General features: G+C 39.3%; 11 protein-coding genes. 10 read left to right on the top strand and 1 reads right to left on the bottom strand.

Annotation, left to right across the window (positions count from 1 at the left end; genetic code table 11):
- Nucleotides 1-92: 92 nt before the first annotated feature.
- The 8 genes from BMX18_RS05210 to BMX18_RS05245 all read left to right on the top strand — a co-directional run bounded on the left by BMX18_RS05210 (nt 93) and on the right by BMX18_RS05245 (nt 10,533).
- The gene (locus BMX18_RS05210) at nt 93-1,118 is read left to right on the top strand and encodes a YeiH family protein (RefSeq protein ID WP_093815443.1); all 1,026 of its coding nucleotides are present in this window, start codon (nt 93-95) and stop codon (nt 1,116-1,118) included.
- A gap of 177 nt (nt 1,119-1,295) precedes the next feature.
- On the top strand, nt 1,296-2,672 hold the full coding sequence (locus tag BMX18_RS05215) for an NAD-dependent succinate-semialdehyde dehydrogenase (protein ID WP_093815445.1): 1,377 nt from the start codon (nt 1,296-1,298) through the stop codon (nt 2,670-2,672).
- A 119-nt stretch (nt 2,673-2,791) separates the two neighbouring features.
- Nucleotides 2,792-4,576 (top strand): excinuclease ABC subunit UvrC, encoded by a 1,785-nt coding sequence (gene uvrC, locus BMX18_RS05220; protein ID WP_093815601.1) that lies wholly within the window; start codon nt 2,792-2,794, stop codon nt 4,574-4,576.
- A gap of 14 nt (nt 4,577-4,590) precedes the next feature.
- Nucleotides 4,591-5,790, top strand: a complete 1,200-nt coding sequence (locus tag BMX18_RS05225; RefSeq protein WP_093815447.1) for an AbiH family protein — start codon at nt 4,591-4,593, stop codon at nt 5,788-5,790.
- Nucleotides 5,791-5,845: 55 nt separating this feature from the next.
- A complete protein-coding gene (locus BMX18_RS05230; protein WP_093815449.1) occupies nt 5,846-7,564 on the top strand; it encodes a hypothetical protein in 1,719 nt (572 codons plus the stop codon).
- Between the two features lie 142 nt (nt 7,565-7,706).
- Nucleotides 7,707-8,309 carry a nitroreductase family protein gene (locus tag BMX18_RS05235; protein ID WP_039697084.1) on the top strand — a complete coding sequence of 201 codons (603 nt, stop codon included), beginning with the start codon at nt 7,707-7,709 and terminating at the stop codon, nt 8,307-8,309.
- A gap of 162 nt (nt 8,310-8,471) precedes the next feature.
- Entirely contained in the window at nt 8,472-9,878 is a 1,407-nt protein-coding gene (gene pepV / locus BMX18_RS05240) for a dipeptidase PepV (RefSeq protein ID WP_074563476.1), read from the top strand.
- A 70-nt stretch (nt 9,879-9,948) separates the two neighbouring features.
- Nucleotides 9,949-10,533, top strand: coding sequence for a uracil-DNA glycosylase family protein (locus BMX18_RS05245; RefSeq protein ID WP_093815451.1), 585 nt, complete (start codon nt 9,949-9,951; stop codon nt 10,531-10,533).
- A 36-nt stretch (nt 10,534-10,569) separates the two neighbouring features.
- Here the strand turns inward: BMX18_RS05245 and mnmE are convergent, their stop codons facing one another.
- On the bottom strand, nt 10,570-11,943 hold the full coding sequence (mnmE, locus tag BMX18_RS05250; RefSeq protein ID WP_093815453.1) for a tRNA uridine-5-carboxymethylaminomethyl(34) synthesis GTPase MnmE: 1,374 nt from the start codon (nt 11,941-11,943) through the stop codon (nt 10,570-10,572).
- 210 nt (nt 11,944-12,153) lie between these two features.
- On the opposite strand from mnmE, the gene rpiA reads away from it, so the two are divergent.
- Entirely contained in the window at nt 12,154-12,828 is a 675-nt protein-coding gene (rpiA, locus tag BMX18_RS05255; protein ID WP_093815455.1) for a ribose-5-phosphate isomerase RpiA, read from the top strand.
- Between the two features lie 158 nt (nt 12,829-12,986).
- Nucleotides 12,987-14,198 (top strand): phosphopentomutase, encoded by a 1,212-nt coding sequence (locus BMX18_RS05260; RefSeq protein ID WP_093815457.1) that lies wholly within the window; start codon nt 12,987-12,989, stop codon nt 14,196-14,198.
- Nucleotides 14,199-14,200: the final 2 nt, after the last annotated feature.

A 14,200-nucleotide genomic window follows, 5' to 3' on the forward strand; every position in this document is an offset into this window, starting at 1 on the left:
GCAATTATTATTCGTTATTGTATCATAATAAATCATAATTTTACATTATAGATTGAGCGCGCTATAATGAGTGACGTGAAAAGGAGTTCATTATGTTAACAATTCAGAAAAAAGCGCCAGGAGTGATTCTTTGCGCGATTTTAGCTGTGCCAGCTTGGTTCTTAGGGCAAGCCTTTCCTTTGGTCGGTGCACCAGTCTTTGCTATTTTACTGGGCATGTTTGTGGGAAGTTTCTATCAGAAACGCGATAAAACAGCTAAAGGCATTGCCTTTACTTCAAAATACATTTTGCAAACAGCAGTCGTTTTACTGGGGTTTGGGCTTAATTTGATGCAGGTTGTCAAAGTTGGTGTACAGTCGTTGCCGATTATCATCTCGACAATCGCGACGTCTTTGATTGTAGCCTTTTGCTTGCAAAAATGGTTGAAACTGGACGTTAATACAGCAACCTTGGTCGGCGTTGGCTCGTCGATTTGTGGTGGTTCAGCTATTGCAGCGACAGCGCCAGTCATTAAAGCTAAAGACGAGGAAGTGGCTAAGAGTATCTCAGTTATCTTCCTCTTTAACATCCTAGCAGCGCTGATTTTCCCGACATTGGGTGATATGCTTGGTCTTACGAATCATGGTTTTGCTCTTTTTGCGGGGACAGCTGTCAATGACACTTCATCTGTAACAGCGACTGCAGCGGCATGGGATGCCATTCATCACTCAAATACCCTTGAAGGGGCGACCATTGTTAAGTTGACACGCACGCTCGCTATTATTCCAATTACGCTTGGTTTGTCATTTTATCAGGCTTATAAAGCATCGAAAAATGGCGGAGCTTCTGAGAAAACGTTCAGTCTAAAAAGAGCATTTCCGATGTTTGTGCTTTATTTCTTGCTAGCCTCAGTTGTTACAACTGTCGCAAGTGCTTTTGGCTTTGATACCATGATTTTTGACCAACTTAAAGTACTCTCAAAATTCTTCATCGTCATGGCGATGGGAGCTATTGGTCTAAATACGAACCCCGTTAAACTCATCAAGACAGGTGGACAAGCTATCGGTGTCGGTGCAGCCTGCTGGTTAGCCATTACTTGCGTTAGCCTCTTGATGCAACATATTTTAGGCATTTGGTAAAAGGTGAAAAAGAAACAATGTTTGGCATTTTCCAAGCATTGTTTTTTATTTTTGAGAAATGCACTTATTTCTTGAAAACGCTTCCCGTAGTGCTATAATGGACTCATATGGACTTGCTTAAAGCTCATCATAATAGCGCAAGCTATTAGCTAAAAAAAAGCAAGAAAGGGAGATATTATGGCATACAAAACAACTTATCCTTACACAAACGAAGTTCTTAAAAGCTTTGATAATGCGACTGATGCAGACTTAGAAGCTGCTTTGGCAAATGGGCATGCGCTTTATAAGAAGTGGCGTGCTGAAGGTGGCTTAGCAGAGCGAAAAGCACAATTGCATAAGATTGCTGACCTGCTTCGCCGTGACATCGATAAATATGCTGAAGTCATGACAAAAGACATGGGAAAACTTTTCACAGAAGCTAAAGGCGAAGTCGAACTTTGTGCTCAAATTGCGGATTACTACGCTGACAAAGCTGAGGAATTTCTCCAACCTCGTCCGCTAGAAAATATTAACGGCGATGCTTATTACATTAAGCAAGCTACAGGTGTTTTGGTAGCTGTGGAGCCATGGAATTTCCCATTCTATCAAATCATGCGAGTCTTTGCTCCGAATTTCATGATTGGAAATCCAATGATTCTAAAACATGCATCAATTTGTCCTGCGTCAGCTCAAGCTTTTGATGATTTGGTCTTGGAAGCAGGAGCTCCAGTTGGGGCTTTCAAGAATCTTTTCTTGTCTTACGACCAAGTTTCAAAAGCTATTGCAGACCCACGTGTGGTTGGTGTTTGTTTAACAGGTTCTGAACGAGGTGGTGCCTCTATCGCGGCAGAAGCAGGGGCTAATCTCAAAAAATCATCTATGGAACTTGGTGGTAATGATGCCTTTATTATCCTAGAAGATGCTGATTTTGACTTGCTTGATAAGACAGTCTTCTTTGCACGTCTTTATAATGCTGGTCAAGTTTGTACGTCATCAAAACGCTTTATCGTTGTCGGACAAGAAAATTACGATAAATTTGTCGATATGGTGGTTAAACATTTCAAATCAGCTAAATGGGGTGACCCAATGGACCCAGCGACAACTTTAGCCCCATTGTCATCAGCAGCTGCCAAAGAAGAAGTTCTTGATCAAATCAAGCTAGCTAAAGAAAATGGTGCGACAGTGGTTTATGGTGATGAACCAATTGATCACCCAGGAAACTTTGTCATGCCAACCGTTTTAACAAATATTACCAAAGAAAATCCAATCTACAACCAAGAAATCTTTGGTCCAGTTGCTTCAATTTACAAAGTGGACACCGAAGCAGAAGCCATTGAGCTTGCAAACGACTCAAGCTATGGTCTTGGTGGGACTATTTTTTCTAAGAATCTTGACCATGCTAAAGAAGTGGCTGCCAAAATTGAAACTGGCATGTCATTTATCAATTCTGGTTGGACATCACACCCAGAAATCCCATTTGGAGGCATTAAAAATTCAGGCTACGGTCGCGAATTAAGCGAACTTGGCTTTGACGCTTTTGTCAACGAACACCTGGTTTTTGTCCCAAATGATTAACCAGCTCTCCTTTTATTAAATCCCATACACGAAAACCACTTCCTGAGCCTCGGGAGTGGTTTTTCTTTTCCTAAATGTCCTAACAAGCAATGCCGCAGCCTTTTTGCTATAATAAAACCATGAATGAACTGATTAAACATAAATTGGAATTACTGCCAGATAGCCCTGGTTGTTATATCCATAAAGATAAAAACGGCAAGATTATCTATGTCGGAAAAGCTAAGAATCTGAAAAATCGTGTGCGCAGCTATTTTCATGGTAGCCACAATACTAAGACTGAACTCTTGGTTTCTGAGATTGAAGATTTTGAATACATTGTTACTGGGTCAAATACAGAAGCCCTTCTTCTTGAAATCAATCTGATTCAAGAAAATATGCCAAAGTATAACATCAAGCTTAAAGATGATAAATCTTATCCATTTATCAAAATTACAGTGAATGAACAGTACCCACGCTTGATGATTACTCGTCAAATCAAAAAAGATGGTGCTATGTATTTTGGTCCTTATCCAGATTCTGGGGCGGCAACAGAAATTAAGCGACTTTTGGACCGCATTTTCCCATTTAAAAAATGTACAAACCCAGCTAATAAAGTTTGCTTTTACTACCATCTTGGTCAGTGTAAAGCCCATACCATTTGCCATGTAGATCACGATTACTTTGTGAATATGGCACAAGATGTCAAGAATTTCTTAAATGGGCAAGATAATAAAATCGTTGATGCACTTAAGGAGAAAATGCAAAAAGCATCTGAAATGTTGGAATTTGAACGCGCAGCTGAATACCGTGACTTGCTTCAAGCCATTTCAACCCTTCGTACTAAACAACGTGTTATGAACCAAGATATGATGGATCGTGATATTTTTGGTTATTACGTCGACAAAGGTTGGATGTGTGTCCAGGTATTCTTTGTTCGCCAAGGAAAACTCATCCAACGTGATGTCAATATGTTCCCGTATTACAATGAACCAGAAGAGGATTTCTTGACTTACGTCGGACAATTTTACCGTGATAGCAAGCACTTTGTGCCAAAGGAAATCTTTATTCCACAAGATATTGATGCTGATTTGGTTAAAGCCATTGTTGATACAAAAATTATCAAACCACAACGTGGTGAGAAGAAGCAGTTGGTTAATCTAGCCATCAAGAATGCTCGTGTTAGCTTGCAACAAAAATTTGATTTGCTAGAAAAAGATATCCGTAAAACACATGGTGCCATTGAAAATATCGGTGAATTGCTCAATATTCCAAAACCAGTTCGCATTGAGGCTTTTGATAACTCAAATATTCAAGGAACAAGCCCTGTTGCTGGGATGGTTGTCTTTGTTAATGGGAAACCAAGTAAGAAAGATTACCGTAAATTTAAGATTAAAACTGTGGTTGGACCAGATGACTATGCCAGCATGCGTGAAGTTATTTATCGTAGATACAGTCGTGTCATGAAAGATGGATTGACACCACCAGATTTGATTATCATCGATGGTGGTCAAGGTCAGGTCAATGTGGCGCGTGATGTCATTGAAAATAAACTCGGTCTTGATATTCCGATTGCTGGTCTGCAAAAAAATGACAAGCACCAAACGCACGAATTGCTCTTTGGTGACCCATTAGAAGTGGTCGAATTGCCACGAAATTCTGAAGAATTTTTCCTCTTACAGCGTATTCAAGATGAAGTTCACCGATTTGCCATTACTTTTCACCGTCAATTACGCTCTAAAAATTCATTCTCATCAAAACTGGACGGCATTGCTGGCTTGGGTCCAAAGCGCAAGCAATTACTCATGAAACACTTCAAGAGCTTGCCAAATATTCAAAAAGCAGACGTGGAAGATATTATCAATTGTGGCATTCCACGAAATGTCGCCGTGGCTGTTAAGGTAAAATTGGCTGAGGAGAAGAAATAGTAAGGAGATAATTTGTGGTAGAAAATATTTTAATATTAGGAAACGGCTTTGATTTAGCGATGGGACGAAAAACCAGTTATGGAGACTTTTTAAGATTTTTGGATTTAATATCTGTTTCAAAAAGAAATGATTTTGATGCTGAAATAATTGATGGCTTAATTCAAGAGAAAAAGATTGAAAAAGTTGACTACTTTTCAAAAATTCGCAAAAATCTTTTTTGGAAATATATAAATAAAAATGAAAAAAAACTTGGCAAAAAATGGTCAAGTATTGAGCTTGTAATTTCTGATATTGCAGAAGCTATTGCCTTTTTTAAGGAGAGAGGGACATTAGATACTGATTTTAAGGGTGAATCAAATTTTACAGCAATAAAATATTTGAAAAATAACATAGTAAAGATTGTTCCTGAATATTCGCAGGTTTTAGATGATAGTGGCTTTCAAAAAGTCATGGACAAGTGCAATGAAGAATTTATTCGAGCACTTGAAGAGTTGACTGATTATCTAGAGTTTTACTTAACTTATCTTGATAAATTAGATTTTGAGAAACAAAAAATAAAGAAAAAAGGAAGTAATCTTGATGCTATTGAAGGGCTTGAAAAAGCAAAAGTGTTAACATTCAACTACACAGATACTGCGAATAGACTATTTGGTATTTCTGAAGAAAATACTCATTTTATTCATGGAAGAATTGATTTTGCTCGTGATAAAAAATCAATTAATACTATGGTTTTTGGTATTGAGGATAAAGAGGACAAAGAGGATAAAGAGGAGAAAACTGAAAACATTAACCCTGATTTAATCTCCTATCAAAAATTTTATCAAAGAATAATAAAAGAGACAGGAAGCGACTATAGGAAATTCTTTGAAAATCCTAAAGATTCAGGGAAATCTGTCGATGATATGAATATTATTGTTTTTGGACACTCGGTCGATCCTTTAGATAAGGAAATTTTCAAAAAATGTTTTAAGTTAGCCGAAGAAAGAGGCGGAAAGTATAAGTTTATATTTAACTATTATGACGAAAAAGCTAAAAGAGAAATCGTTAAAAATTTAACTATAATTTTAGGAAAAGAAAAAATGATATCATTAACAGCTGAACAAAAAGTTGCATTTGTAAAATGTGATGATGTCGAGAAAATGAGAAAAGAGCTTATAAAGCTGAAGAAATGGAAAAGTAAATTGAAAACTTTCATAAAACTTTCTTTTTTCTGATTGTAATCTATTTTAAACTGTGCTAACATGGATAGGGATTTTTAAGGAGATACGCATGTTTAAAAAAATGAAGCAAGGCCTCTCTCAGTTAAGTCAAAAGAGCACTTGGCTTCCAAGCATTGTGATTGTTTTGGTCGCCGTGTTACTCTTGCTTCCCCAATTAACGTCTCGTGGTGTTATTGCGGGTAGTGATTTTCTCTTTCACTACAATCGTTTCTATGAGACAGCGATGCAACTTAAGACTGGAAATTTTAGCTACTTCATTTCCTTATATGGCTTTTATAGTTCAGGTCGAATTGTTAATGCTTTATATGGCCCGTATTTTGCTTATTTTCAAGGGATTTTGGTACTCATCAGCAAAAACTGGTATACCTATCAGCTTTTGTCACGTTTCTTGTTGAGTGTGATTGCTGGCTTTTCGATGTATCGTTTGAATCGCAGAGCTTCTGTCAAATCGAAAATAGCCCTTGGAGTAGCAGCCTTTTACATGATGACGTTTTCGGTTCAGTACTGGACCTTTAGACAAGGTTTCTCAAGTTGGGGCGCAGCTTTTATGCCATGGTGTTTAATCCCAGCTGTTGACTTTATCAGAACGAAAAAAGTAGGTGTGCTGCGCTTGGCAGTAGCAGTGGCAGTTATGATGCAGGTGCATATGCTCAGCTGTTTCTTGCTGATTGTCGCCTACTTGCCATTTTACTTGTACGGATTTTTCAAATCTGACAAGAAAAAAGAAGTCTTTATTAAGGGCGTTCAAGCTGTTTTGCTTAGCCTTTTACTAACGGCAAATGTCTGGGCAGCTTTGATTGATGTTGGACGTAGCAACAATTTGGTTGAGCCATTCATCAATTCAAAATTGTACATTATGACCGTCAACCAACGCAGTATCGAGTGGTTGTTAACGCCTAAGGCGCTTGTTTTGGTACTTTTGTATCAACTGTACTTTTCATTTAGACACTGGCGTCATTTTGATCAATTGCTGCGCGTGGTGACAGGGGCATTTTTCCTTTTCTTGGTGTTATCAAGCAGTATTTTCCCTTGGTATACGGTCAACCAATTGAATCTTCCGCTGGTTAATCTGATTCAATTTCCATTTCGTTTCTTTGTGCCAGCCACTGTCTTGTTGCTTTTAGCAGCGGCTATGGTTTTAGATCGTTATTTTGATAAAAAATGGTCAAAAATCGTTACTGTCGGATTAATTGTCATCAATGTTTTAAGCCTAGCACAGTTATCACAATTGCAGAGCGAAAAGATTGATGAGTATTACAATACTAAATACCCAATTCAACGTAAGAAGCACACCTTTATCTGGGGAAATCCTGCCGATGTGCGAGCAAGCTTTTACGACTCAGATAAATTTAAACTGCTGGATATTGTGTCAAAATCAACGCCAGATTACTTGCCTGCTGATAAATCAAACAAAGAAAACAAATACGTCTTGTATGAAGAATTTGTCTTAGGCCATACCGATTTATTCAAAAAAACACAAGGGGATAATGAGCTAACCTTCACTTGGTATGCAGATACCAGCGATTGGGCGATCATCCCAGCTGTTAAGTATAAGGATACTGAGTTGACGCTTAACGGCAAAAAACTGAGTGATAAGGATTATTCTTTATCTGGTATTGGCACACCAACCGTGATGCAAAAAGCAGGAAAAAACACGCTAACCATTACCTACCACATCAGCACTTGGTTTAAGGCATTGATTGTCGTGAACATCCTCTCATGGCTAGCAACCCTAGCTTACCTCATTAAGAAAAAAACGATGAAATAATAACTGATAACCAGAACGCAAGTTCTGGTTTTTCTTTTTAAGTCGACTTAATTTTTGAATCAGCAGCCGTGCAAAATAGCTGTAAACTCTTCCAAAAAATGATAAAATAAAAGAGCATAGAATTAAAAAAGGAGGGTCGCTTATGAAATTTCTAGAATTGAACAAAAAGCGCCATGCCGTCAAAACTTTCAATGACAAACCCGTAGACTATAAAGATTTACGTACTGCTATTGAAATTGCTACCTTAGCACCTAGTGCTAATAACATTCAACCATGGAAATTTGTGATTGTTGAAGAGAAAAAAGCAGAACTGGCTGAACATCTCCCAGATATTAACAAAAAACAAGTTGAAGAAGCTCAATATGTTGTGGCACTCTTTACAGATACTGATTTAGTACAACGCTCTCGCAAGATTGCTCGCATTGGTGTCAAATCATTGGACAATGCCAAGCTAGAATATTATATGGAAACTTTGCCAGCACGTTATGCAGAATATGATGACAAACGTAAAGGCGAATACCTAGCACTCAATGCTGGTATTGTTGCGATGAATCTGGTTCTAGCTTTGACTGACCAAGATATTTCATCAAATATTATTCTTGGTTTTGACAAATCTCTGCCAAATGACATTCTAGGAATTGACAAACGTTTCCGTCCAGAACTTTTGATAACAGTTGGTTACAGCGATGATAAACCAGAACCAAGTTATCGTTTGCCAGTGGATGAAATCATCGAACGTCGATAAGCAGAACTTTTTAAGCTTTATGCATAAAACTTAGTGAAGAATTTACCAAACTAGGTTTACAAATCTTAAAATATGAGTTACTATTGGTAAGTTGGCTCAAAAGATAAAATGACGTGGCTTTTCTGTGAAAGAGAAGCTACATTTATGGAGGAGTTATAAGAAATGACAGTAGACTTTAAAGCAGAAGTTGAAAAACGTAAAGATGCCATGATGGAAGACCTCTTTGCACTTTTGCGCATCAACTCTGAACGTGATGACAGCAAAGCTGATAAAGAGCACCCATTCGGACCTGGTCCAGCAAAAGCTTTGGAACACTTCCTTGCAATGGCTGAACGCGATGGCTACAAAACTCGTAACATCGACAACTACGCTGGTGACTTTGAATTTGGTGAAGGTGACGAAGTACTTGGTATCTTTGCTCACTTAGACGTTGTGCCTGCAGGTAGCGGTTGGGAAACTGACCCTTACGAACCAGTTATTAAAGACGGTCGTCTTTATGCGCGTGGTTCCTCAGATGACAAAGGTCCAACAATGGCATGTTACTATGCTCTTAAAATCATCAAAGACCTTGGTTTGCCAGTATCTAAACGTGTTCGTTTCATCGTTGGTACTGACGAAGAATCAGGTTGGGGCGATATGGAATACTATTTCGCACACAATGGCTTGAAAGATCCTGATTTTGGATTCTCTCCAGATGCTGAATTCCCAATCATCAATGGTGAAAAAGGTAACATTACTGAATACCTTCACTTCGCAGGTGAAAACAACGGTGCTTTCACTTTGAATACTTTTGAAGCTGGTCTTCGTGATAACATGGTTCCAGAATCAGCAACTGCAGTATTCACAGCTGACAGCACTTTGGCTGACCTTCAAGAAAAATTGGCTGCCTTTGCCGCTGCTGAAAACCTTGAAGCAGAACTTGTTCAAGAAGGCGATGCTTTCCGCGCAACTGTTATCGGTAAATCAGCTCACGGTTCAACTCCAGAACTTGGTCTTAACGCAGCAACTTACCTTGCTAAATTCTTGGATCAATTTGCCTTTGACGGTGCTGCTAAAGTTTACCTTGACACAACAGCTAATGTTCTTCACAAAGACTTTGCTGGTGAAAACCTTGGTGTTGCTTACACAGACGCTAAAATGGGTGCCCTCAGCATGAACGCTGGTGTCTTCAAATTTGACCGTAACTCAGATGACAACACAATCACACTTAACTTCCGTTACCCACAAGGTACTGATGCTCAAACAATCAAAGCTGAGCTTGAAAAACTTGATGGTGTGACAGCAGTGACATTGTCAGAGCACGAACACACTCCACACTATGTTCCAGCTGATGATCCATTGGTTTCAACACTTCTTTCAGTTTACGAAAAACAAACTGGCTTGAAAGGTTACGAACAAGTTATCGGTGGTGGTACATTTGGTCGTCTTCTTAAACGCGGTGTTGCCTTCGGTGCAATGTTCCCAGACTACGTGAACACAATGCACCAAGCAAACGAATTCGCAGATGTTGAAGATCTTTACCGTGCAGCTGCTATCTACGCTGAAGCACTTTATGAATTGATCAAATAATATAGAAAAAAGAAGAGGGCTTTTGCGTTAGCAAAAGACTCTTCTTTATTTTTTAGGAAGAAGTGATTGTATGGATACCCTTGAACAATTAGTGGCAGATATTATGGCTGATGAGCAAAATGCTTCATACACCGAGCAAGGTATTAAGCCACTTTTTACTGTTCCAAAAACCGCTCGTATCAATATTGTTGGCCAAGCTCCAGGTATTCGAGCACAAGAATCAGGACTTTATTGGAATGACCCGAGTGGGGATAATTTACGAAAATGGTTAGGCGTTGACCGTGAGACATTTTATAACTCTGGACTTTTTGCGGTGGTACCAATGGATTATTATTTCCCAGGTAAGGGGAAATCAGGTGATTTAGCGCCGCGAAAAGGTTTTGCGGATAAATGGCACAAGCGCACCCTAGCTTTAGCACCCAATATAGAGTTGCATATTTTAGTTGGTTCTTATGCGCAACGCTATTATTTGAAGCAAAAATCTTCAGCTAAGCTTACGGATACCGTCAAACACTATAAAGATTATTTGCCAGAATTTTTCCCATTGGTGCACCCATCGCCACGAAACAACATTTGGCAGCGCAAGAATCCATGGTTTGAAGAAGAAGTCATCCCAGATCTTCAAAAGCGTGTCAAAGCTATTTTAGAAAAATAGGTATTAAAAAACTCGCCATCGTCTGGCGAGTTTTTCCTATTTTCCAAGACAGAATTGTGTGAAGAGTTTTGTGATGAGCTCGTCTGGTGCTGCTTCACCAGTAATTTCTCCAAGAATTTCCCAACAACGTGTCAAGTCAATTTGTAGAAGGTCAACTGGCATACCAGCTTCAAGTCCTTCGTTGACTGATTGCAAGCTTTGTACAGCTTTTTCAATCAAACCGATGTGACGTGCATTTGAAAGGTATGTTGCGTCTTTTTCAACGATACCAGCGTTGTCAAAGAAGAGTTGGTTGATACGTTCTTCAATCAAATCAATGTTTTGATTTTTAAGAACTGAAATGCGAATCACATCATCAGGCAACTCATCAGCTTCGATTTTTTCTGGTAGATCAGTTTTATTAAGCAAGATAATGCGGTTGCTATCCTTGCTAAGTTCAAGAAGAGCACGGTCTTGGTCGGTTAGCGGTTCAGAGCTGTTAAGGACAAGAAGGACCAAATCAGCTTCCTCAAGAGCTTTTTTAGAACGTTCCACACCGATTTTTTCAACCACGTCATCTGTTTCGCGAATACCAGCGGTATCGACCAATTTTAAAGGCACACCTTTGATGTTGACGTATTCTTCAATCACGTCACGAGTTGTTCCTTCGATGTCAGTAACGATAGCTTTGTCTTCACGAAGCAGATTGTTCAAAAGACTTGATTTCCCAACGTTTGGACGACCAATGATAGCAGTTGACAAACCTTCGCGAAGGATTTTACCACGTTTTGCAGTAGCCAAGAGATTTTCCAAAAGGCTTTGGAATTCTTGTGTTTTTTCACGAATAAGAGCTGTTGTCATTTCTTCCACGTCGTCGTACTCAGGGTAATCGATGTTTACCTCAACTTGAGCAAGGGTGTTTAGGATTTCTTGACGGGTATCATTGATAAGTTTTGAAAGCGAACCATCAAGTTGTTTAACAGCGATATTCATGGCTTTATCAGTTTTAGCACGGATGATATCCATAACGGCTTCCGCTTGAGTCAAGTCCACACGACCATTCAAGAAAGCACGTTTTGTAAATTCACCAGGTTCAGCAAGACGAGCGCCTTGACGAAGAAGGAGTTGCAAGATTTCGTTAGTAACAGCAACCCCACCGTGCGTGTTGATTTCAATGACGTTTTCACGTGTGAACGTTTTTGGTGCCAACATGACAGAGACCATAACCTCATCGAGAATTTCATCATTATCAGGGTCAACAATATGCCCGTAATTAATCGTATGTGAGGCAACTTTTGACAAATCTTTACCACGATAAACTTTTTGGGCAATAGCTAACGCGTCAGTCCCAGAAAGTCGGACAATTCCGATAGCCCCTTCCCCTAAAGGTGTTGAAATCGCAGCAATTGTGTCGAATTCTTTTGTAATCATTTATGTCATTCCAATCTAGTTTTTCAAAAAATATCTTATTTAATTGTAACGCAAATAAGATTTTCAAGCAATAGAAGAGGATTGAAAGTAAAGGAGCAGAAAAGCGATTTTTGAGTAATCCCCTGTAGCGAAAACACCCTAAATCATGGTATAATAGTTAGTTGGAAATAGGTAATTTTTGTTTTACATATAAATTTAGGTGAGGTTGTTATGGAAAAACTTAAAAAAATGGCTGGTGTTACAGCTGCTCAGTATGTGAAAGACGGCATGGTCGTTGGACTTGGAACTGGTTCAACAGCATATTTCTTCGTTGAAGAAATCGGTCGTCGTATGAAAGAAGAAGGTCTTAAAGTTGTCGGTGTCACAACTTCAAGCCAAACAACAGCTCAAGCAGAAGGTCTTGGTATTCCTTTGAAAGCCGTTGATGATATTGATGTGATCGATGTGACTGTTGACGGTGCTGATGAAGTGGATAAAAACTTCAACGGTATCAAAGGTGGCGGCGGTGCCCTTCTTATGGAAAAAATCGTTGCTACACCAAGTAAAGAATATATCTGGGTTGTTGACGAATCTAAAATGGTCGACACACTCGGTGCTTTCAAATTGCCAGTTGAAGTTGTGCAATATGGTGCTGACCGCATTTTCCGTGAATTCGAGAAAAAAGGTTACAAACCATCATACCGCATGGCAAACGGCGAACGCTTTGTCACTGATATGAAAAACTATATCATCGACCTTGACCTTGGCATCATTGAAAATCCAGTTGAACTCGGTAAAGAATTGAAAGCCATGGTCGGTGTTGTTGAACACGGTCTCTTCAATGGTATGGTTAACAAAGTCATCGTTGCTGGTAAAGACGGCGTTAAAATTTTAGAAGCTAAATAAAGAAAGTTTACAGGAGATGGTTTGACTAAGAATAGCCGATAGTCTCCTGTTTGCTATGTTATCGCAAAAAATCAAATTATCATTTCTAATCCTGCATACCTTGCAGTTGATTAGGAGGTTTTGGGTGCCAACCGTAACCACCCTAGATTAGGAAAATTATGTCAACTTTTAATCGTATTCACCTTGTTGTGCTTGATTCAGTCGGAATTGGTGCAGCACCAGATGCCAATAATTTTGTCAATGCTGGTGTCCCTGATGGTGCCTCAGACACACTTGGTCACATTTCAAAAACAGTCGGACTTAACGTTCCAAACATGGCTAAAATCGGTCTTGGAAATATTCCGCGTGAAACACCTTTAAAAACTGTTCCAGCTGAAGCTAAACCAACTGGTTATGCAACAAAACTGGAAGAAGTATCACTTGGTAAAGACACAATGACAGGTCACTGGGAAATCATGGGACTTAATATTACAGAACCATTCGATACTTTCCTTGGTGGCTTCCCTGAAGAAATCTTGACAAAAATCGAAGAATTTTCAGGTCGTAAAGTCATTCGTGAAGCTAATAAACCATACTCAGGAACAGCTGTCATCGATGACTTCGGACCACGTCAAATGGAAACTGGCGAATTGATTATCTACACATCAGCTGACCCAGTTCTTCAAATTGCTGCTCACGAAGACGTTATTCCAGTAGAAGAACTTTACAAAATCTGTGAATACGCCCGTTCAATCACTCAAGAACGTCCTGCTCTTCTTGGTCGTATCATCGCTCGTCCATACGTTGGTGAACCAGGTAACTTTACGCGTACAGCTAACCGTCGTGACTATGCTTTGTCACCATTTGGACCAACTGTTCTTAACAAATTAGCTGACGCTGGTGTGCCAACATACGGCGTTGGTAAAATCAATGATATCTTCAACGGTTCAGGTATCACAAATGATATGGGCCACAACAAATCAAACATGCACGGTGTTGATACCCTTCTTAAAACAATGCAGTTGCCTGAATTCACAAAAGGTTTGTCATTTACAAACCTAGTGGACTTCGACGCTATGTATGGTCACCGTCGTAACGCTGCTGGTTACCGTGATTGCCTTGAAGATTTTGACAAACGCATGCCTGAAATCTTGGAAAACATGAAAGAAGATGACCTTCTTTTGATTACAGCAGACCACGGTAATGACCCAACTTACACAGGTACAGACCACACACGTGAATACATCCCATTGTTGGCTTACAGCCCAGCCTTCAAAGGCAATGGTGTCTTGCCAGTCGGACACTTCGCTGATATCTCAGCAACAATCGCCGAAAACTTTGGCGTTGAAAAAGCGATGATTGGTCAATCATTCTTAGATAAATTAGTATAAGA

It is taken from the genome of Streptococcus sp. 45 (assembly GCF_900108865.1).
Classification (GTDB): domain Bacteria; phylum Bacillota; class Bacilli; order Lactobacillales; family Streptococcaceae; genus Streptococcus; species Streptococcus ruminicola.